We start from the raw sequence: 19339 nt of genomic DNA, 5'->3' as shown, positions 1-19339 counted from the left end.
GGCAGGTCAGGCCGGCGGGTTCTCCGGGCGGGAAACGAGCAGCCGGAGTTGCAGCATCGCCGCGAAGCGTTCGTCGGGGTCGCGCAGGTTGATGTCGCCGACCTCGGCGAGCCGGCGGAGCCGGTAGCGGAACGTGTTCGGGTGCACGTACGACGACTGGGCCGCCGCCGCCACGTCGCCGTAGTGGTCCAGCCAGGTGGCCAGGGTGTCGACCAGGCGGGTGCCGTGCCGGCGGTCGTACTCGATGAGTTTGCGGATGCCGCCGGTCGGGCCGTCACCACGGGCCGCCGCCAGGTCCCGCAGCTCCAGCAGCAGGGACTCGACGTGTACGTCGTCGATCCGGGCGGTCCGCCGGTCGCCGCGGGCCTGGGCCAGTACCCGCAGGGTGCGGTCGACGCAGGCGCGGGCGTGCACCAGCTCGCTGATGTCCCGGGCCACCGGGCCGATGCCGACCACCGGGCGGTACCGGTCGCCGACCCGGTCCAGGAAGTCGGCCGCGAGGCGCTGGCCCCGGGTCTCGGTGTCGCCCGGCGCGGTCGGAAGCAGGCCGTACGCGATGCCGCCGACCAGCGCCGTGGTGCTGCGCGGCTGGACCGCGTGCAGGTAAACGGCGAAGGCGTCGCCGAGTCGCTGGCGCTCCTGGACGAAGGCGGGGTCGTCGGCGCCCGACCCGCCGCCGGGGGCCAGCGCGGCACCGAGCAGCAGCAGCGGCTGGCCGGCCAGGCCGAGCCGTTCCAGGGCCGAGCGGGCACCCGCGCCGCCCTCCAGCGCCGAGCTGAGCAGGTCCACCCGGAGCCGGCGCTGGACGTCCGTGCCGGCCCGCAGCCGCATCAGGTGCAGCGCCACCAGCTTGGCCGCGTCCCGCAGGGCCGCGGCCCGCTCCTCGGTGAGATCCTGGCGCGTCGCCGCCCAGATGGAGCCGAGCACCTCGTCGCCGGCCCGGACGGAGACCGCCCAGCGTGGCATCGAGTACCCGTGCCGGCCGTCGCCGATCGGGTCGATCCGCACCGGCTGGTCGGTGCGGATCAGTTCGCGGAAGACACCGCGCTCGGTGAGCACCTGCGTGTAGCGTTCGGGGACCTGGCGGCCGAGGATGACCTCCACCCGTGGCGCGTCCGCCTCCTCCTGCCGGCCGGAGAAGGCGAGCACCCGGGAGCTGAGGTCCTCGATGGTGATCGGCGCGTCGATGAGTGCCGCGATCGCGTTGGCCACCGCGAACAGGTCACCGGAGGGCAGCCCCAGCAGCGACTCGGACTCGGCCACCCCGACCTCGCCCTCGGCCAGCAGCGAGCGCAGCATCGCCGCGAGGTGTGCCCACGGTGCGCCCCGGCGCAGGCCGAGCAGGACCACCCCGGCCTCGTCGGCCGCCGCCCTGACCGGTGGGGCGCCGGGGCCGACGAGCGCAGGATGAGCGCGACGGCCCGCTGCGCGCCGATCTGGCCGATCAGGTCGACGATCGCCGCCGGGTCGCTGACGCCGACGCCCAGCACGAGCGCGCGGGGCGGCAGCACCGGGTTGTCGTCCGGGTCGTGGATTGCCACGGCGCCGACCGGCTCGGCCTGCTCCGGGTCGCCGTGCACCAGCTCCAGCAGCATCGAGCCGAGGTCGTCCAGCACGCGACCGAGACTGGCGCGCGGTCGCGTCGACGGGACGGGGTTCGCGGTGATGGGGCACTCCCTGACCTGGACCTCGCTACGACGATAGAGGCCCGGGGTGGCCCCGACAACGGGCGCCGCCGGCCGGCACGGGGTCTCCGCGACGCCCGGAACTCGGTCCCGGTCCGCGGAGGAGACCCTCGACGGGTCAGACCGCGATCCACTCCACCCGGTCGGTGCAGTCGGCCAGCCGGTCCGGGTCCGGGGCCACGCCCAGGCCCGGACCGGTGGGCACCGGCAGGTGTCCCCCGTCCAGCACGAACGGCTCGGTGATGTCGGCGGCGTAGTAGCGGCCGGACGCGGAGGTGTCGCCGGGCAGCGTGAAGCCCGGCAGCGCGGCCAGGGCCACGTTCGCGGCCCGGCCCAGGCCGGTCTCGAGCATGCCACCACACCACACGGGTACGCCGTGCGCGGCGCAGACGTCGTGGATCCGCCTCGCCTCCAGGTATCCGCCGACCCGGCCCGGCTTGACGTTCACGATCCGGCAGGCGCCGAGCCGGATCGCGGCGGCGGCGGAGGCGGCCGAGGTGATCGACTCGTCGAGGCAGACCGGGGTGCGGATCAGGCGGGCCAGGTCGGCGTGGCCGAGCACGTCCTCCTCGGCCAGCGGCTGTTCGATCAGCAGCAGGTCGAACGGGTCGAGCGCGGCGAGGTGCCGGGCGTCGGAGAGCGCGTACGCGGCGTTCGCGTCGGCCTGTAGGAGCAGCTCGTCGCCGAACCGCTCGCGTACGGCGCGTACCGGCTCGACGTCCCAGCCGGGCTCGATCTTCAGCTTGATCCGGACGTACCCCTCGGCGAGGTAGCCGTCGACGGCGTCGAGCAGGGCGGGAACGCTCTCCATGATCCCGACGGAGACGCCGCAGGGCACCCGGTCCCGTACGGCGCCGAGTTCCCGGGCGAACGAGCGGCCCTCGGCGCGCAGTTCGGCGTCGAGGACGGCGGTCTCCAGGGCCGCCTTGGCCATCCGGTGCCCCTTCACCGGGGCGAGCGCGCCGGCCACCGCCGGGGTGTGCGTGGGCTTCGCCGCGGCCAGCGCCGGGACGAGGTGGTCGCGCAGTACGGCGGCGGCCCCCTCGGCGTACTCCGCCGAGTAGAACGGGTCGGCCATCGCGACACACTCGCCCCAGCCCTCGGCGTCCTCGGTGACGGCGCGCACCAGCAGGACCTCGCGGCTGGTCGTCGTGCCGAACGAGGTACGGAACGGGGCCACCAGGGGCATGGTGATCCAGCGCAGCTCGAACCCGGTGAGTTTCATCGATTCCTCCGCAGCACGTATCCTCCGGTCCGGTCGAACCCGACCACCGTGGCGCCCTGCGCCGGCAGGGCCGTCATCGCCTCGCGTACGGCGCCGCGCCAGCGCCCGGCCAGCACCGGGTCGGTGCCGCGCAGGCCGGTGATGTCCGGCGGGACGGCCACCAGGCTCGTCGCCCCGTCGAGGCGGCCCGGCTCGGGCGAGCCGTCCGCCGCGATGCCCAGCGCCACCACCGCGTCGGCAGCCGGACCGGCAGCCGGACCGGGAGCCGGGTACGGCCCGGACGGCGGGCGGGGTGGCGCCGTACCGCCGCCTGCCCGGCCGCAGGCCGCCGCGACGGCCGGGTCGCGCAGCGGCCAGTGCACGAGCAGCCGGTCGGTGTCGCTGCTCCGGTTGACCCCGTCCGCCATCAGGCCGTAGAAGTTCGGCAGGTACTCGACCGGCCGGGCGGCCAGCTTGACGATGTTGAAGAAGGCGTTCCGGGACACCAGCGGGTCGAACGTCCAGGTGATCTGGTCGACGCCCCGGCACATCGTCCAGGCCCGCTGGTGGAGCTTGAGGGCGAAGCCGACGTGCCGCCCGACCAGCTCGGGCGAGACGCCGGCGATGTGGCTGTGCAGGGTGTCCTCCGCCGGGGCGTGGAAGAAGCCGACGCACGCCCCGACCAGCTCGTCGGCCACGAAGGCGCCGCCCACGTAGTTGCCCGCCTTGTCGAGGGCCCGCAGCAGTTCGAGGCTCATCGGCGGGTTGGCGTCCCGGCCCCAGATCCGGGCGAGGAGCCGGACGACCCGCTCCAGGTCGCGCAGCTCGGTCACCTCCCGCACGCTGACCCCGGCCGCCTCGGCGGCGTACCGGGCACTCGCCACCGCCTCGTCGACGGCGTCCCGGGCACTGCCGCCGGCGCCGACGGCAGCGGGCCGGGCCCTCGGAACGGCTTCGGCGGCGACACCGGACGACGCGGCGCCGATTGGCGCGGCATCGGGCGGCGGGGCGTCGGGCAGTGCGGCGTCGGGCAGCTCGGCATCGGGCAGCTCGGCGCTGTTGCCGTCCAGGTTCTCCGAACTCGTCATGGTCACCGGGCACCCGTCGTCCGGGGTCGGACCGGCGCGGCGGAGCGCAGCTCGGCGATCAGCGCGGTCAGCAGCGCCGTACGGCCGGGGAGGAACTCCAGCAGCACGTGCTCGTCGTCGGCGTGGGCACCGCCGCCGACCGCGCCGAGACCGTCCAAGGTGGGCGTATCGGTGCCGGCGACCATCGAGCCGAGGAGCAGGCCGCAGAGGGTCAGCGCGGCGGTGGCGGCTTCTCATCTGGGGAGTCCTCTTCCAGCCTGCCGGCTCGACGGGTGTGGGGCGTGCTGCGGTACGGTCCGCGTCAGGCGGACGGTGCGGTGACGTCCGCCCGGCGGACGGCCCCCGGGGTCAGCCGGACGATGCCGTGGCGTCGGCCCGGCGGACAGCCCGGCCGACGTGCAGGAACCGGGCGCGGCCCGCGCCGTCGTCGCCGACGAACGCGTGCGGTGCGTGGACGCCGTGCTCCGGCTCCAGCGGGATGAGGCTGTCGCCCCGGTAGTGCACGAGTTCCTTGCGGGACGCCTGTCCCACGAGTTCGGCGATGTCGCCCTTGGGTGTCTGTTCGATCCAGATCCGGCCGTCCTCGTCCTGGCTGACCGCCAGCTCCGCCACCTGCGACGTGTACGTCCCGACGAACCGCCGCGCGTCCACCGGCTCCGGATGCTCCGGCGGCTGCGGCAGGTCGGGCAGCGCGATGCTGCCGAGTTCGCCGAGCACGAGCCGGAAGACGTCCCGGTATAGCGACATCGCGTCGCCACCGTTGGTCAGCAGGGTCACCGCGAGCCCGTCCTCGACGACGACGCGCAGGAAGGCGGCCTGCCCGATGGTGTTGCCGTCGTGCCCGACCAGCGCCCCGGCCGGGGTGTCGAAGCGCTCGAAGCCGAGCCCCCACGAGGTGCCCATCAGCCCGAGGTCGGGCAGCCCCACCTCGCGCCGCCGCATCCGGGCTGCGGTGCCCGGCGCCAGCACCTGCGTGCCGTCGGCGGCCCGGCCGTCGTCGAGGTGCATCCGGGCGAAGCCGAGCAGGTCGCGGGGACGCATCGCGAGCATGGCGCCGGCCGGCGCGTTGGACCGGGCGAGTGCCCAGATCGGCGCCGGACGCGGATCGGCGCCCGGCTCCGGCTCCAGGTGGCCGACCGCGACCCGGTGCAGGATCGCCTCGTACGGCCCGGTCGCCGTGTGGGTCAGGCCGAGCGGCCCGATCAGGTGCCGCCGCAGGCACTCGTCGTACGGGATTCCGCGCACCACCTCGACGAGCCGGCCGAGCACGCAGTACCCGGCGTTGTTGTACGAGAACTGTTCGCCGGGCGCGAAGAGTTGCGGGACGTCGTGCAGGGTGTCGACGAATTTGGCCAGGCAGTCGTCGCCGACGCCGGTGTCGGTGAAGATGTCGCCCTCGAAGCCCGCCGTGTGGTTCAACAGTTGCCGGGTGGTGACGACGGCGGCTGCCGCCTCGTCGCCGATCCGGAACTCCGGCAGATACGTCCGGACCGGCGCGTCCAGCTCGACCCTGCCCTCGTCGACCAGTTGCAGCACGAGGGTGCTCGTCCAGAGCTTGGTGATCGAGCCGATCTGGAAGAGCGAGTCGGGCGTCGCCTCGACCCCGGTGCCGGTGTTCAGCAGTCCGGCGGCGCCGTCGACGATCTGACCGTCGTGCAGGACGGCCCAGGCCGCGCCCGGTATCCGGTGTTCGCGGAGGAGTTCGGGAACCCGGGCCGTCAGGATGGCCTGGACCTCTGTGACCGTCGCCATGCGCGATCGTAAAGTTCGAGGTCGGGCCCGGTGTTCGTCGATCAGGACGAAAAATCGGTCCCGCGTTGGTCGGATCGCACAACCCAGCGGGGTCACGACAGGTGCTTGACCGGTCAAATTTCCGCACATAAAATTTACATGCGTCAATATTTTCGCTGGAAAGTAGGTGAGGCATGTTGAAATCCCTCGCTGTCGCCGCAGCCGTCGCAGGCGTGCTGGCCACCGCGTCTCCCGCCTCGGCGGCGGCTGACTCCGAAGGAGGTTACGGAATCTGGCCGCCCGGGAACTGCACGCAGGGCACGTTCTGCGGTTGGGCCAACACGGATCACCCGGCGGAGGGTCCCACCGCGCCTCCGTCCCTGGTGACCACCGCAGACTGGTCCGGGAACGTCACGGTGTTCAACTTCTACAACTACACCTCCCGCAACGTCGACATCACCTGGACCGCCACGTGGTCCGGGACGGTCTACACCGGCACCCTCTGCGCCACCTCTGGCGACGGCCACCTGTACGTGCCCATGACCGTGACGAGGGTGGCCTTCCACACACGCAACTGCCAGTGATCTTCCGCTCGGCGTTCATCGACTACCTCGAAGGCCGGTACGACCCGGCCACCGACAAGGGCGAGCGGATCGTTTCCTGACTCCTCCGACACAAACGCCGAGTTCCTCAGGGTGGTCGGAGTTCGTGTCGGAAGAGTCGCGCCAAAGGTCCATGCCTGCCGCGTTCGAGTTGCCCGCCATCGCCATGACGAGTCGTCGGACGGGGCCGTCCGCGTACCCGGACCATGGGCGGCCCCGGGCGATCAGGCAGGCACGGGCCGGCGGCGCAGCTCGCGGATGACCCCGTGCCGCTTCAGCGCCCAGGCCAGGCGGCGGGCCGGACGGTGCCGCAGGAGCAGCAGCGTCGCCTCCCGGACCAGGGTCAGTCGGCGGCCACGGAACTCGTCCTCCACCACCTTCCACACCAGGGTCCGCATCCCCGGTGACTCCAGTGCGTCCCGGATCTCGGCGCGGACGGCGGGATCGTCCAGAGCGGACCGGATCGACGCCGCGAGATCCGGGCGGTCGGCGAGGTTCTCCGAGATCGCGGCGGCGAGGCTGTGCCGGATATCGTCGGTCTCCACCAGCAGCAGGACCGCAGCCCGGATCTCCGCCGTCTCCAGCGCCGACCGCAGCAGCTCCATCGCCCGGCGCCGCACCTCGTCGTCGGGATGGTCGGGATCGTCGACGGCCAGCGCGGCGAGCAGCGACGTCACCTCGTCAAGGTCGATCAGGTGCCGCAGGCCCGCCCGGAAGTCGGGTCGTTCCCAGGCGGCGAGCAGCACCCTGACCACACTGCGATCCATGGCCCTCACCTACCCGGTCGGCGCCCGGAACGAAACGAGCGGGTTGGCGGTGACTTCATCGGCCTGGACCTCGACCCGGCCGACCTGCACCGCACCCTCACCCGCTGCCTGCTCACCGACGCCGAGCTCGCCGACGGCGAGGAAGCCTGGCGCGGCTACCCCGACCCGTTCGCCGGCTGCTTCCCCCTCCCCGGACCTGGACCCAGCCGGCCAGGAGCCGACCGACGCCGAAGGAGAACCCGCATGAGGCCCGGCACCCACCCCGAGTACCGGCCCGTCGGCGGGCCCGGATCTCAGCCGGTCACCGCAAGGTGCGGCAGGACCTCCGCGCCCAGTCGCCGGATGTTCCCCAGGGTGCGATCGGGGTGCCCGGCGGCCTCGACGGTCAGCATCAGCCGCCGGGCGCCGGTGGCGGCGAGGGTGCCGGCCAGCCGCGACACGCAGCGGTCGGCCGGGCCGACCGGCTGGATCGCGAGCAGGTGTTCCAGATAGGCGTCCAGGTCGCGGTGCGCGGGTGGGCTGCCGTCGATCCGGACGTACTCGCGGGTGCGGGCGAGCCAGCCGGGCAGCGTGTCGCGCAGTTCCTTCTCCGCCTCGGCGACGGTGTCGGCGACGTACGCCAGGTGCGCACTGACGTGTTCCGCGCCCGTCGCGTTCCGGCCGGCGGCCGTGGCGGTCCGCGCGTGACGGTCGAGGGTGGCGGCCTTGGCGGCGTCGTCGACGTGCATGCCGAGCAGCAGCGGGAGCCCTCGGGCAGCCGCGAGGTCCACGGTCGGCGTCGAGGTGGCGGCCAGCCACACCGGCAGCGGCCGGCTCGGGCGGGGCACCATGGCGACCTGCCGGAACCGGTGCACCGGACCGCTTCCGGTCACCGTCGGCCGTCCGGAGAGCGCCGTCAGGAGCAGGTCCAGCGACTCCGGGAAGCCGCTCGTGCTGCGGTCCAGCCCGGTGCCGAAGACCTCCAGGTCGACCCAGGGGCCGCCGCGCGCCACGCCCAGGTCGAACCGGCCGCCGGAAACCGCGTCGAGCAGTGCCGCCTCCTCGGCGAGGGCCACCGGGTGGCGGTTGGGCAGGATCGCCGCCGCCGTGCCGACCCGCAGCCGGTTGGTCCGACCGAGCAGGAAGCCGGCCAGCGCGACGGCCGACGGGCAGACGCCGTACGAGATGAAGTGGTGTTCGGCGAGCCAGACCCCGTCGAACCCGGCCGTCTCCGCGGCGATGGCGTAGTCGACGGCGTGCCCGAGGGCGGCGGTGTGGTCGGCACCGGGGAACTGGGCGGCGAGCAGGAACAGGTCGACGCGCGGCCGGGACGGCCGCGCGTCGCCGGACGGGTCAGCAGTCACGCAGCTCGGGTGACTGGTTGAGCAGTTGCCCCCGGGGCGAGACGAAGGCGCGGTAACGCTCGCCGTCCACCGCGGAGGGCGGGAACGCGGCGACCCGGTGGCAGTTCTGGAACGCCAGCTTCACCCCGAAGTGGCGCTCCAACGCTGCCCGGATCGCGTCACTGGCCAGCGCCCGCAGCAGTTGGCCCCGCTCGGCCTCGCCCGGCGGCGGCACCTCGTGGTCGGCGAAGTCGCCGCCGTCGCGGTCGAGGTCGCCGGCGACCCCACTGATCACCGCCCAGGCATAGGGCAGCGAGTCGCGTACGCAGGCGACGAACTCGGCGTCGTCGACCGGACCGGCCTCGGCCCGCTCCAGCAGGGCAGTGGGTACGTCGAGGGACATCCAGACTCCTCAATGGTCGGAACCATCACCGTCGGTGTCGATAAATGTACTAACCGCGATTTCTACCTTGCCTGATCGCCAGCCGTCCGTCCAGCCCGCACGCCCGGGCCCGTGGTCCGCCCGGATGCACTTCCCGGGTGTGGACGATGTCGAGCCAGAAGACCGGCAGACCCATGGATCGGGCCATCTCCCGGTCCAGGCAGACGGCGACGAACTCCTTGTGCGGTGCGAGGACCAGCGGCCCGCCAGGCCGAGCCGGGGTTGCTGCCCGGCCCTGCTGACCCGGCTCCGCTGATCCGGAGGATGGGACGGGGTGTCGCCTCGTCCCCCGGACCGGATTCCGAATGCCGGCGCCGCGCCGGTCGGGTACAGCTTTGGTGCTGTCGGCCGTGCTTCAGCCCTCCTCCAGGGGCGTGCCTCAGCCTCTATCGAACGAGCCCGTTCAAGAAGACCGGGGCCATACCCGAAGGCTGCCTACGAATGGACTACCACTGGCGAACAGCAGGCTGTTGAAGATGCCGCTTCTCTGCGCCACGGCCGCACTGACCACGACCGCCCTGGTGGGCGCGTCACCGGCGCTCGGCGCCGAGGTCGCATCACAGCCGGATCTGCCACCGGCCCTCGCTCCGTTGACCGCGATGTACGAGACGGTGGACTGCGATCCCAACGGCCCCACCGCGACGGACGCGGCGCTGGCGACCCAACGAACTCGCAGCTACCGTCCGACATGCGTGGCTACATGAGCGCGTACCGGGTCTCCTGCGCGCGGGAGGTGATCGAGGCGGTACGCGCCCGCAACCTCGCCGCCCGGGCCGGCGTCATCGCGATCGCCACCGTGATCGTCGAAACCCACCTACAGAACATCAGCGAGAAGGTCGACCACACCAGTCTCGGCCTCTTCCAACAGCAGGACTGGTGGGGCACCCGGGCCGAACGGTTGAACCCCACCGCGGCCACCAACAAGTTCCTCAATGCCATGCAGGACAAGTACCCGAACGGCTCCTGGGCCACCGCCCCGGTCGGCGAGGTCTGCCAGCGGGTGCAGGTGTCGGCCTATCCGGACAAGTACCAGGTTCAGGCGTCGGACGCGCAGATCATCGTCAACGCTCTGTGGAACGCGGCGGGCCCCCGGGTGGAGGACATTCCGGTGTCTGGTGACTGGAACGGCGACGGCAAGGACACCATCGGCGTCTTCCGCCCCAGCAACTCCACCTGGTACCTCCGCGACACCAACAGCGGAGACGCCACCACCATCTTCAAATTCGGCCACGGCCCCTCCGGCGACCACCCCGTTGCTGGCCGCACGCCGGTGCGGGCCGCCATGTCCAGGCGGTACGTCACGTAGCGGCCACGGCAGCGACCGATCCCGCGCCACCATGATTTGCCGACAAGCGAACCGTGACCGCGTTCACGCCATCGCCGCCGCGCTGGACGCTCTGAGCAAGAGAGCGCGGGGCAAGATCAGCTCCTGATCTGGCACGCGTCGGCCCACAGAGATCAGAAACGACAAACGCCCTGGCGGAGAGTCGCTCTCTCACCAGGGCGTTCCGCAAGGGTGGAGCCGAGGGGACTCGAACCCCTGACCCCCACACTGCCAGTATGGTAACGATTCTGTCACGCCGTACCGCCGGATGCCGACAGGTGCTTTGAGCAGGGGAAATTTTCTACATCAACTCACACCCCCTGTCGCCACATGTTGCGCAATGATGGCTATTTGATCTTGGGCAGTGACCACCAATGTGACCACGCTCAGTGTGGAAGGCTTCGTGCCACCCCGTCCGCCCGCCACTGCCCGCACCAGGCGGTCGCGGTGGCCGGCCCCGCGACGTCAACGGCAAGCTCGTACTTCGGCAGTTCCGGCGTCAGTCTGGCGAACCACGACGAGGCGTTCACCGCCGGAAGTAGCGACCTCGCGTCGAGGCTATTCACCATCCCCGAGGTGTCAATAGCACTCCAGCCACGCATGCGCGCATTAGCATTTCCGCACTTCAACGGAATGATCGGCCTCCTGGCATCTGCGTGCCCTCCGTGACGCCGGCTACACCGAAGCCGGGCTCATCTGGCGCGGCGGCGCGGACGCCGCCGTCACCAGCGTCCGCTGACTTCGGCGACCGTCCTGGCCGCACCTCGCGGCTGGCGGCCGGTCGCGGGGATGCATACGGCGGTGCCGCAGGCTGCCCGTGCGTCGACACCTTGCGCCGTAGGTGACGCGGTCTCGTCAGCCGGGACCGTTACCGCGACCGACGCCGACCTGCGGACGGCGACAACGCTCGCCGGAGACCGCGACATCGTCACCGCGCTGTCCGGCGGGTACGCGACCGGCCGGCGTCGCCGATGCGGGCAGCACCTCCGTCGGCGGCGACCATCGGCCGCCAGGCGCGTCAACCGTTCAGCAGCAGCATCATCCGGCGCCCCCTTCGGTTTCCGGCGTGGGCCAACGACAGAGGAGCCTCGTCACCCGCGGCCGCTGAGTTTCCGGCGATCGCCGGGAAGCTCGCCCACGTAGTGGCCGGCCCAATGCAGACCAAGTGGTCGACGTCACCGAGGATGGAATCCTCGGCTGCTGAATCCGTCTGGTGCGGCGTGTAGTGTCCCGGTCGAGTCGACCGCATCCTCTGGGATGCCAGGGAACTCCGGTGAGATTCCGGGACTGGCGCGCAGCGGTGAGGGCGACGGCGGCACGATTTCGCCACTAGAGAACGCTTCTCTGGGAAGGCCGTGCCGCCGGTTGACCCCGAGTCCGAAGACCTGTCGGCTCACACGCTCGTCGGTGGACTCTCGCGATCAGGGTCTCCAGACCCGAGAGGTATTACCATGTCCCGGCGCCGGCTGCCGTTCTGGCCGCTGCTTTTCGTGCTGGCCGTCATGTCGGTGCTCAGCGTGATCGCCTCGCTGGCCTTCGGTTCCGAGCGCGTCCCGCTCGCCGAGGTCGTCGCGGCGGTCACGGATCGTTTCGCTGGCGAGCCGGCCGGCCGCTGGGACGTCATCATCTGGGAACTGCGCCTGCCCCGCGCGCTGCTGGCGCTGGTCGTGGGCGCGGGCCTGGCGATCGCCGGGGCCGGCATGCAGACCCTGGTACGTAACTCACTGGCCGACCCCTACCTGCTGGGCATCAGCTCGGGCGCCTCGGTGGGCGCCACCGCGGCCCTCACCACCGGCGCGCTCGCGGGGCTCGGTCTCTACGCAGTCTCGATCGGAGCACTGCTGGGTGCGATGGGATCCGCGCTGCTGATCTGGCTGATCGCCACCGCGCAGGGCGGACTGACCCCGATCCGGCTCGTGCTCTCCGGCGTCGTCCTGTCCTCCGGGTTGTCGGCGATCGCCTCGCTGCTGGTCTTTCTCAGCGACGACGAGCGCGCGGCCGACTCGGTGATGTTCTGGATGCTGGGTAGCGTCGGCGGAGCCACCTGGGAGAAACTCTGGATACCCGCCGCGTTCGTCGTCGTCCTCGCGGCCGGCTTGCTGGCCGTGCATCGCTGGCTGGACGCGCTGGCAGCCGGGCCGGAGACGGCCGCAGCTCTCGGGATCAACGTGACCGCGCTGCGAACGGCGCTGTTCGTGACCCTGTCCGTGGTCGTCGGTGTGCTGGTGGCGGTCAGCGGAGGAGTGGGATTCGTCGGACTCCTCGTTCCGCACGCGGCGCGGCTGGTCGTGGGCGCCCGGCACCGGGTCGTCCTGCCGGTCGCGGCGGTGGCGGGTGCGGTGTTCCTCGTCTGGGTCGACGTGCTGGCCCGGGTGGCGGTGCGACCGCAGGAAATACCCCTGGGCGTGGTGACCGGCGTACTCGGGGCGCCCCTGTTCCTGCTGCTCATGGGCCGAGGCGCGTACCGGTTCGGTGGTGACCGATGACCCCCGCCCTGCGCCTGCACGACGTCTCCGCCCGGCTGGGCGGCCGCACCGTGCTGCGTGGCGTCGACCTCGACGTCGCCGACGGCGCACGGCTCGGCATCGTCGGGGTGAACGGCGCTGGGAAGACGACGCTGCTGCGGGTGCTGGCCGGAGTGCTGCACCCCAGCGCCGGAACCGCGCTGATCGCCGACGGCGGAGGCGGGCTGGTCGATCTGCGGCGGCTCCCGAACCGGGAGCGCGCCCGGCGGCTTGCCTATGTACCCCAGGAAGACGTGACGACGTCCGAGCTACGGGTCGGCGAGATGGTCGCCCTCGGCCGGGTGCCGCAGACCCGTCCCTGGGCCCGCGGTGGCAGCGCCGAGCACGATCTCGTGCGCGGCGCCCTCGACGCCGTCGGACTGGCCGACCGGATCGACACCATCGCCGACCAACTGTCCGGCGGCGAGCGGCGCCGGGCCACCCTGGCCCGCGGCCTGGCCCAGCAGTGCCCGGTGATGCTGCTCGACGAGCCGACCAACCACCTCGACGTCGCCTGGCAGCTCGACCTCCTGGAGGTCTTCGCCACACGCGCCCGGACCCTGGTGGCCACCGTGCACGACCTCGATCTCGCCTTGCGCTTCTTCGACCGACTCGCCCTCGTCGGCTGGCGCGAGGGCAGCGACCGGACGTCAGAGCCGGCGGGCATCGTCGCCGTCGGCCCGCCCGCCGAGGTGCTCGGCGCCCACCACGTCGAGACGCACTTCGGCGTCGGCTCCGTTCAGGTGCCCCACCCCAGCCTCCCGCAGCACCACCTGCTCATCCACCCCCGAGAGGACCCCTCACCGGCATGACCGTCTTTCCGCCCGGCCGTACCCGTCTCACCGCTCTTGTGCTCGGCCTGTCCACCCTCACCGCGTGCGCCTCCGGCGATGCCGGATCGAGCGCGACCAGCGGCGCCATCACCGTCCAGAACTGCGGGCAGGACGTGAGTGTCGACAAGCCCGTCACCCGGCTGTACGCGTACGACGGCGGCATCATCTCGATCGTGCTGTCCGTCGGCGCACGCGACCAACTGACCGCCGTCACCGGCATCGACCAGGACCGGGACGTACTAGAGCTCGCCTATCCCGAGGCCCGGATCGATCAGCTGAAGGAGGTCGGGGAGGAGTACCCCACCTTGGAGAACGTCCTGGCGGTCAAGCCGGAGATGATGTTCGCCGGTTACGGGTACGGGTTCAGCGAGTCCCGCAACCTGATGCCCGAAGACCTGACGACCCACGGCATCAAGACCTACCTGCTCAGCGAGACATGCAAGCAGGACAACGGCGCCCGCGGCACGATGGACGCGTGGACGGCCCTCACCACCGACCTGCACAACGTCGGTACGCTGACCGGCCACCGCGAGACCGCGGACGCCGTCGTCGCCGACATCGAAAAGCGGCGGGCAACACTGGCGGCGGCCCCCACGAGTGGCGAGAAGCCGACGGCGTTCCTCTTCGACTCCGGGACCGACGCCGTCTTCACCTCCGGATCGTACGGCGGCCCGCAGGCCATCTTCGACGCCGCGGGGGTCACCAACGCCACCGCCGACGTGAAGGACACCTGGACCGAGGTGGGCTGGGAACGGCTCGCCGCCTCGAACCCGGACGTCATCTTCTTCGTCGACTACCCGGGACAGTCGTACCAACAGAAGATCGACACCCTGAAGGCCAACCCGGCATCCCGCAACCTCAAGGCGGTCAAGGATGGACGGTTCGTCAACCTGCCGTACGCCATGTGGGTCTCCGGCCCTCTCAACATCGACGCGGCCGAGTGGGTACGCAAAGCGGTGGAGCATTTTGGCGTGGCCCCGAAGTCATCGGTCTCGCCGACGCTCGACATCCGACAGCTCAGCAAGCTGCCCGGCAACGACTGGCTCAAGTGACCGCCCGCAGCTTGATCGCGGCGCGGAGAATGCGCGAATCCGCACCGGCTACCGTGGTGGTCCATTTTGAGCGTTGACGTGGGCTGCACCGTGACCGTGTGCCGGGACTGCTGCTGCGGCAGCCGGACCAAACATCCGCAGCTCGACCATGATGCCCAGCTCGACCGGGTCCGTGCGGCCCTGGGTCGGGAGCATCAGATACGCACCAGCGACTGCCTGGACGTCTGCACTCAGTCCAACGTCTTCGTGGTCAACCCGACCCCGGCCGCCCGGCGGGCCGGCGCCCGCCCGGTGTGGTTCGGCCTGGTCCTCGACGACGCCGTGCTCACCGACCTGATCGAGTGGATCCAGGCCGGTGGGCCCGGAAAAGCCGACCTGCCGGCTGTTCTCGAGTTGTCGGTCATCGCCGCTCCGGGTGCGCCAGCTCCCTCGTCCGCAGCTAAACCGCCGTGATCGGCGGCGACGCCGCCAATCCCTGCCGGACTCTCGCCGGCGCCGCCGCTGCGGTCACCCGGTACAGCGGACATCGGCCGTTTCGCCATCGACATGCACAGCGACGATCCTTCAGCGAAGGCTCTGGTGTCCATGTGACCGCGAGACCGGTACCTGCGATCAAGGATCGGTCGCCACCGTACATTCCCGGGTTCGATGACGTGCCGCCGATTGGCCGGCGGTACTGGCGCGGGTTTCATCCCAAGCCTCAACAACGGTCGCCGCAGTGCGGTCTGAGGCGCTGCGTGACCGATGTCACTTCCCGATCGGGCCGGGCGGGTTTCTCCGGAGAGAGCCCACCCGGCGCGGCGATGTCAGTTACCGCGGACTTCGGCGGCGGCCGTGACCAGGTGGCGTAGCGACGCCTCGACCTCGGGGTAGCCGCGGGTCTTCAGGCCGCAGTCCGGGTTGGCCCACAGCCGCTGGGCCGGCACGGCGGCGACCGCCCGCCGCAGGGCCTCGACCACCTCGTCACGCGACGGGACCCGGGGCGAGTGGATGTCCCACACCCCGGGGCCGACGCCCCGGCGGTAGCCGATCGCGGCAAGGTCGTCGAGGACCTCCATCTTCGAGCGGGACGCCTCGATGCTGGTCACGTCGGCGTCCAGGGCGTCGATCGCACCGATGACCTCGCCGAATTCGGAGTAGCACAGGTGGGTGTGGATCTGCGTGTCGTCGGCGACGCCGCTGGTGGCCAGCCGGAAGGCACCCACCGCCCAGTCCAGGTACGCCTTCTGGTCGGCCTTGCGCAGTGGCAGGGTTTCGCGCAGGGCCGGCTCGTCGACCTGGATGACCCGGATCCCGGCGGTCTCTAGGTCGTGGCACTCGTCGCGCAGGGCGAGCGCGACCTGGTCGGCGGTTTCCGCGAGGGGTTGGTCTGTACGGACGAACGACCAGGCCAGGATGGTGACCGGGCCGGTGAGCATCCCCTTGACCGGCCGATCGGTGAGGGACTGGGCGTAGGTGGACCACTCGACCGTCATCGGCGCCCGGCGGGCGACGTCGGCGTAGATGATCGGCGGGCGCACGCAGCGGGAGCCGTACGACTGCACCCAGCCGTGCGCGGTAGCGGCGAACCCGTCGAGTTGCTCGCCAAAGTACTGGACCATGTCGTTGCGTTCCGGCTCACCGTGCACGAGCACGTCCAGCCCAAGCTGCTCCTGGAGCCGGATGACGTGTTCGACCTCGGCGCGCATCCGCTGGACGTAGCCGGCGTCGTCGAGCCGGCCGGCCCGGTACTCGGCGCGGGCCTTGCGCAGCTCGGCTGTCTGCGGAAAGGAGCCGATCGTGGTGGTGGGCAGCTCCGGCAGCCCCAGCCGCTGCTGCTGGGCGGCGGCCCGGCCCGCGTAGTCGCCGCGCTGCCGGTCCACCGGGCTGAGCGCGGCGAACCGGGCCCGGACGTCGTCACGCCGCCAGGCCGCTGGAACGGGCGGCAGCGGCTCGGGCAGGTGGGCGGTGCCGTCGCGCAGCGCGCGGCCGAGCAGGACGACCTCGTCGACCTTCTGCCGGGCGAAAGCGAGCCGGGCGTACAAGTCGGGGTCGAGACGGGTCTCGACGGAGAGGTCGACCGGGACGTGCAGCAGCGAGCAGGAGGTGGAGACGGCGACGTGATCGGCCAGCGCGGTGACGGTCGCTCCGGTGGCGATGGCGGCGCGCAGGTCTGTACGCCAGATGTTGTGGCCGTCCACCAGGCCGGCCACGATCGTCTTGCCGCGCAGCGGGCCGGCGGCGGCGAGTCGGTCGAGGTTGCCCGGCCCGGCGACCAGGTCCAGGCCGACCGCCTCGACCGGGGTGTCCAGCAGGGCCGGCAGGGCGTCGCCGAGTTCACCGAAGTACGTGGCGACGAAGATCTGCGGCCGGTGTGTGAGTTCGCCGAGCCGGGTGTAGGCGCGGCGTAGGGCGTTGATCTCCTCGGGGTCGCGGTCAGCGACGTAGGCGGGCTCATCGAGCTGCACCCAGGCCACGCCCGCCTCCGCAAGGGCGGTGAGGATCCCGGCGTACGCCTCGACCAGGTCGTCGAGCCGGGCGAACGGGCCGACACCCTTGGCCAGCAGCAGGAACGTGGCCGGACCGACAAGCACCGGCCGGGTGGAAACACCCAGGTCACGGGCCTCGGTGTACTCGCGCAGCGCCTTGGCCGGGTTCGCCGTGAAGACGGTGTCCGGGTCGATCTCCGGCACCAGGTAGTGATAGTTGGTGGCGAACCACTTCGTCAGCTCCAGCGCCGGCTCGGCATCGACGCCGCGCGCCATCGCGAAGTAGGTGTCCAGCGCGGAGAGCCCGAGCCGGGCGAACCGGGCCGGGATCGCGCCGACCGCCACCGCGGTGTCCAGCATGTGGTCGTAGAAGGAGAACGTGTTCGACGGGATCGCGTCGACGCGGGCGTTGGCCAGCGTCCGCCACACCTCGGCCCGTAGCCCGGCGGCGATCTCCTCCAGGGCCTCGGCGTCGATGCCGCCGGCCCAGTATGCCTCGACGGCCTTCTTCAGCTCCCGGTTGGCGCCGATACGCGGGTAGCCGAGCACGGTGCTCTGCCCGAATGCGGTATTCATCACAGGGGTCCTTCCCTCGAAGTGCCCGACGGACACGGGAGGGGGAAGGGAGGGTACGCGTGAGGTACCGGCTTCCGCCCTGGCCCTCCCGAGAGGCCGCCGGCGGCGCACACCGGGCGGTGTGCGCAGCGCTGGCAGGTCTTCGGACTCGTGGGCATGACACAAGGTCGCCTACTGGCCGTCGCTTCCCAGACCTTCCGGTCCAGTGCTTCGTTGACGGCGGTCGTTCCCACTCACCGCTGCGGGGCAGTCCCGGTCTTCCACCGGGTTCCCTCTTGCGACGTCCCATCCTGGCGGGGTGGGACGAACCAGCACCGCCCGCCATCGTACGGGCCTGATGGTCGAATCGGCGCCAGGCTGTCCGACGTACGGGACCGGTGTCCGGGCGTTGCGTGGTTGACTTGTCGTCCGATATTCGTCCGCACGGGAAGGTGCCGCATGGGCCGAAAGATCGACAAGCGCGCCGTGATTGTCGATGGCCGGGAGATGATCGCAGTCTCGCCCGCGGACTTCGAACGCCTCGACGCGTCCCGCCGACAGGTGGGTGCCCGGGCCGCCCGGGCCATGCGGCTGCACCAGCAGTTGCGGGACGCCGAGGACCGTCTCGCGCATATCCGCGCCATCGTCACCGCAACCCGGCCCGCGGACTGTGTCTGTGACCGGGTCGCCGCTGTCCTGGGCGGCGACAGCACCGCCCAGGGCAGCGACCCGGCTCAGCCGGCCGAAATTCGTCGCCGGCTCAGAAGTCGTCGTCGAAGCTGACCGAGCCGGTCACCCCGACCTGGTAGGCCGACACCCGCCGCTCGAAGAAGTTCGACAGCTCCTGCACGTCCTGCAACTCCATGAAAGCGAACGGATTGCGGCTGCCGTACATCGGTTCGATGCCGAGCATGGCCAGGCGCCGGTCGGCGACGTGCTGGAGGTATTCGCGCATGTCGGCCAGCGACATACCGGAGACGCCCTGTTCGAGCAGGTCGGCGGCGAACTGGACCTCGCATTCCACGGCCTCGGCCAGCATGTCCTTGACCTGCTGTTCCATGTCGGCGTCGAACAGGTCCGGCTCTTCCGCGCGTACGGTGTCGACGACGTCGAAGGCGAAGGCCATGTGCATGGACTCGTCGCGGAACACCCAGTTGGTGCCGGAGGCGAGCCCGTGCAGCACTCCCCGGGAGCGCAGGAAGTAGACGTACGCGAACGCGCCGTAGAAGAAGAGTCCCTCGATGCAGGCGGCGAAGCAGATCAGGTTGAGCAGGAACGCCCGCCGGTCGTCGCGGGTCTTCAGCTCCCGCAGTTCGAAGATCGAGTCGATCCACTTGAAGCAGAATTCGGCCTTGCGGGCGATCGAGGGGATGTTCTCCACCGCCGCGAACGCCTCGAACCGTTCCTTCTCGTCCGGGACGTAGGTGTCGAGCAGGTTCAGGTAGAACTGAACGTGCACCGCCTCCTCGAACAGTTGCCGGGAGAGATAGAGGCGGCCTTCCGGGGAGTTGACGTGCTGGTAGAGGTTGAGCACGAGATTGTTGGCGACGATGGTGTCGCCGGTGGCGAAGAACGCAACCAGCCGGGAGACCAGGTGCTGCTCCGCCGGGGAGAGTCTGGCCAGGTCGGCGAGGTCGGAGTGCAGGTCGACCTCCTCCACGGTCCAGGTGTTCTTGATCGCGTCCTTGAACCGGTCGAAGAACTGCGGATAGCGCATCGGGCGGAGGGTCAGGTCCATGCCCGGGTCGAGCAGCAGGTGCCG

General features: G+C 71.2%; 18 protein-coding genes, 1 tRNA gene, 1 pseudogene and 2 riboswitches. Of the genes and pseudogenes, 7 read left to right on the top strand and 13 right to left on the bottom strand.

From position 1 onward, the window contains the following. Positions 1-6 precede the first annotated feature (6 nt). The 5 genes from O7626_RS03850 to O7626_RS03830 all read right to left on the bottom strand — a co-directional run bounded on the left by O7626_RS03850 (position 7) and on the right by O7626_RS03830 (position 5729). Positions 7-1350, bottom strand: a complete 1344-nt coding sequence (locus tag O7626_RS03850; RefSeq protein WP_278059303.1) for a PucR family transcriptional regulator — start codon at positions 1348-1350, stop codon at positions 7-9. Positions 1351-1803: 453 nt separating this feature from the next. Then, a complete protein-coding gene (menC, locus tag O7626_RS03845) occupies positions 1804-2910 on the bottom strand; it encodes an o-succinylbenzoate synthase (protein WP_278059301.1) in 1107 nt (368 codons plus the stop codon). Beyond that, positions 2907-3977, bottom strand: a complete 1071-nt coding sequence (locus O7626_RS03840) for a GNAT family N-acetyltransferase (protein WP_278059299.1) — start codon at positions 3975-3977, stop codon at positions 2907-2909. Before O7626_RS03840 ends, menC begins: the two co-directional genes overlap by 4 nt. A gap of 2 nt (positions 3978-3979) precedes the next feature. Then, complete coding sequence (locus O7626_RS03835; RefSeq protein ID WP_278059297.1) at positions 3980-4162, bottom strand: hypothetical protein; 183 nt, start codon at positions 4160-4162, stop codon at positions 3980-3982. Positions 4163-4325: 163 nt separating this feature from the next. Continuing rightward, on the bottom strand, positions 4326-5729 hold the full coding sequence (locus O7626_RS03830) for a serine hydrolase domain-containing protein (RefSeq protein WP_278059295.1): 1404 nt from the start codon (positions 5727-5729) through the stop codon (positions 4326-4328). Positions 5730-5902: 173 nt separating this feature from the next. On the opposite strand from O7626_RS03830, the gene O7626_RS03825 reads away from it, so the two are divergent. Then, positions 5903-6292 carry a hypothetical protein gene (locus O7626_RS03825; RefSeq protein ID WP_278059293.1) on the top strand — a complete coding sequence of 130 codons (390 nt, stop codon included), beginning with the start codon at positions 5903-5905 and terminating at the stop codon, positions 6290-6292. Between the two features lie 242 nt (positions 6293-6534). Here O7626_RS03825 and O7626_RS03820 read toward each other — a convergent pair whose 3' ends face one another. From O7626_RS03820 to O7626_RS03805, 4 genes and pseudogenes are all read right to left on the bottom strand, one after another. Beyond that, on the bottom strand, positions 6535-7077 hold the full coding sequence (locus tag O7626_RS03820) for a hypothetical protein (protein WP_278059291.1): 543 nt from the start codon (positions 7075-7077) through the stop codon (positions 6535-6537). A 293-nt stretch (positions 7078-7370) separates the two neighbouring features. Beyond that, entirely contained in the window at positions 7371-8420 is a 1050-nt protein-coding gene (locus O7626_RS03815) for an LLM class flavin-dependent oxidoreductase (protein WP_278059289.1), read from the bottom strand. After that, positions 8410-8802 carry an SCO5389 family protein gene (locus O7626_RS03810; RefSeq protein WP_278059287.1) on the bottom strand — a complete coding sequence of 131 codons (393 nt, stop codon included), beginning with the start codon at positions 8800-8802 and terminating at the stop codon, positions 8410-8412. Before O7626_RS03810 ends, O7626_RS03815 begins: the two co-directional genes overlap by 11 nt. 142 nt (positions 8803-8944) lie before the next feature. Then, positions 8945-9040, bottom strand: a pseudogene (locus O7626_RS03805) (anchored repeat-type ABC transporter permease subunit); the annotation flags it as partial. Positions 9041-9529: 489 nt separating this feature from the next. Here O7626_RS03805 and O7626_RS03800 point away from each other — a divergent pair. After that, positions 9530-10147 (top strand): hypothetical protein, encoded by a 618-nt coding sequence (locus O7626_RS03800; RefSeq protein WP_278059285.1) that lies wholly within the window; start codon positions 9530-9532, stop codon positions 10145-10147. 211 nt (positions 10148-10358) lie between these two features. Here O7626_RS03800 and O7626_RS03795 read toward each other — a convergent pair. After that, positions 10359-10486 (bottom strand) — tRNA-Ser (locus tag O7626_RS03795). Between the two features lie 65 nt (positions 10487-10551). After that, positions 10552-10734, bottom strand: coding sequence for a hypothetical protein (locus O7626_RS03790; protein WP_278059283.1), 183 nt, complete (start codon positions 10732-10734; stop codon positions 10552-10554). Between the two features lie 654 nt (positions 10735-11388). Next, positions 11389-11573: riboswitch (cobalamin riboswitch) on the top strand. 43 nt (positions 11574-11616) lie between these two features. Here O7626_RS03790 and O7626_RS03785 point away from each other — a divergent pair. The 4 genes from O7626_RS03785 to O7626_RS03770 all read left to right on the top strand — a co-directional run bounded on the left by O7626_RS03785 (position 11617) and on the right by O7626_RS03770 (position 15007). Continuing rightward, positions 11617-12651 (top strand): iron ABC transporter permease, encoded by a 1035-nt coding sequence (locus O7626_RS03785; protein WP_278059281.1) that lies wholly within the window; start codon positions 11617-11619, stop codon positions 12649-12651. Beyond that, positions 12648-13481, top strand: coding sequence for an ABC transporter ATP-binding protein (locus O7626_RS03780; RefSeq protein WP_278059279.1), 834 nt, complete (start codon positions 12648-12650; stop codon positions 13479-13481). The genes O7626_RS03785 and O7626_RS03780 overlap by 4 nt, the downstream gene beginning before the upstream one ends. After that, the gene (locus O7626_RS03775; protein WP_278059277.1) at positions 13478-14554 is read left to right on the top strand and encodes an ABC transporter substrate-binding protein; all 1077 of its coding nucleotides are present in this window, start codon (positions 13478-13480) and stop codon (positions 14552-14554) included. Before O7626_RS03780 ends, O7626_RS03775 begins: the two co-directional genes overlap by 4 nt. Before the next feature lie 90 nt (positions 14555-14644). Continuing rightward, positions 14645-15007 carry a hypothetical protein gene (locus O7626_RS03770; protein ID WP_278066050.1) on the top strand — a complete coding sequence of 121 codons (363 nt, stop codon included), beginning with the start codon at positions 14645-14647 and terminating at the stop codon, positions 15005-15007. 353 nt (positions 15008-15360) lie between these two features. On the opposite strand, the gene metE is transcribed toward O7626_RS03770, so the two are convergent. Further along, positions 15361-17598: a 5-methyltetrahydropteroyltriglutamate--homocysteine S-methyltransferase gene (gene metE, locus O7626_RS03765; RefSeq protein ID WP_278059275.1), complete on the bottom strand. Its 2238-nt coding sequence runs from the start codon at positions 17596-17598 to the stop codon at positions 15361-15363. A gap of 115 nt (positions 17599-17713) precedes the next feature. Beyond that, positions 17714-17926: riboswitch (cobalamin riboswitch) on the bottom strand. A gap of 110 nt (positions 17927-18036) precedes the next feature. On the opposite strand from metE, the gene O7626_RS03760 reads away from it, so the two are divergent. After that, complete coding sequence (locus O7626_RS03760) at positions 18037-18360, top strand: hypothetical protein (RefSeq protein WP_278059273.1); 324 nt, start codon at positions 18037-18039, stop codon at positions 18358-18360. Here O7626_RS03760 and O7626_RS03755 read toward each other — a convergent pair. Then, entirely contained in the window at positions 18338-19315 is a 978-nt protein-coding gene (locus O7626_RS03755) for a ribonucleotide-diphosphate reductase subunit beta (RefSeq protein WP_278066049.1), read from the bottom strand. The genes O7626_RS03760 and O7626_RS03755 overlap by 23 nt on opposite strands. Positions 19316-19339 lie beyond the last annotated feature (24 nt).

The organism is Micromonospora sp. WMMD1102 (assembly GCF_029626265.1).
Classification (GTDB): Bacteria; Actinomycetota; Actinomycetes; order Mycobacteriales; family Micromonosporaceae; genus Plantactinospora.
This window is presented reverse-complemented; position numbering and strand designations above follow the sequence as displayed.

Bases quoted from the DNA above. Each gene is read 5' to 3' on its own strand.
- O7626_RS03825 (WP_278059293.1), top strand. From the start codon at position 5,903: ATGTTGAAATCCCTCGCTGTCGCCGCAGCCGTCGCAGGCGTGCTGGCC.
- metE (WP_278059275.1), bottom strand. From the start codon at position 17,598: ATGAATACCGCATTCGGGCAGAGCACCGTGCTCGGCTACCCGCGTATC.
- O7626_RS03755 (WP_278066049.1), bottom strand. From the start codon at position 19,315: ATGGACCTGACCCTCCGCCCGATGCGCTATCCGCAGTTCTTCGACCGG.
- O7626_RS03830 (WP_278059295.1), bottom strand. From the start codon at position 5,729: ATGGCGACGGTCACAGAGGTCCAGGCCATCCTGACGGCCCGGGTTCCC.
- O7626_RS03785 (WP_278059281.1), top strand. From the start codon at position 11,617: ATGTCCCGGCGCCGGCTGCCGTTCTGGCCGCTGCTTTTCGTGCTGGCC.
- O7626_RS03800 (WP_278059285.1), top strand. From the start codon at position 9,530: ATGCGTGGCTACATGAGCGCGTACCGGGTCTCCTGCGCGCGGGAGGTG.
- menC (WP_278059301.1), bottom strand. From the start codon at position 2,910: ATGAAACTCACCGGGTTCGAGCTGCGCTGGATCACCATGCCCCTGGTG.
- O7626_RS03840 (WP_278059299.1), bottom strand. From the start codon at position 3,977: ATGACGAGTTCGGAGAACCTGGACGGCAACAGCGCCGAGCTGCCCGAT.
- O7626_RS03790 (WP_278059283.1), bottom strand. From the start codon at position 10,734: ATGGTGAATAGCCTCGACGCGAGGTCGCTACTTCCGGCGGTGAACGCC.
- O7626_RS03780 (WP_278059279.1), top strand. From the start codon at position 12,648: ATGACCCCCGCCCTGCGCCTGCACGACGTCTCCGCCCGGCTGGGCGGC.
- O7626_RS03835 (WP_278059297.1), bottom strand. From the start codon at position 4,162: ATGGTCGCCGGCACCGATACGCCCACCTTGGACGGTCTCGGCGCGGTC.
- O7626_RS03820 (WP_278059291.1), bottom strand. From the start codon at position 7,077: ATGGATCGCAGTGTGGTCAGGGTGCTGCTCGCCGCCTGGGAACGACCC.
- O7626_RS03760 (WP_278059273.1), top strand. From the start codon at position 18,037: ATGGGCCGAAAGATCGACAAGCGCGCCGTGATTGTCGATGGCCGGGAG.
- O7626_RS03810 (WP_278059287.1), bottom strand. From the start codon at position 8,802: ATGTCCCTCGACGTACCCACTGCCCTGCTGGAGCGGGCCGAGGCCGGT.
- O7626_RS03775 (WP_278059277.1), top strand. From the start codon at position 13,478: ATGACCGTCTTTCCGCCCGGCCGTACCCGTCTCACCGCTCTTGTGCTC.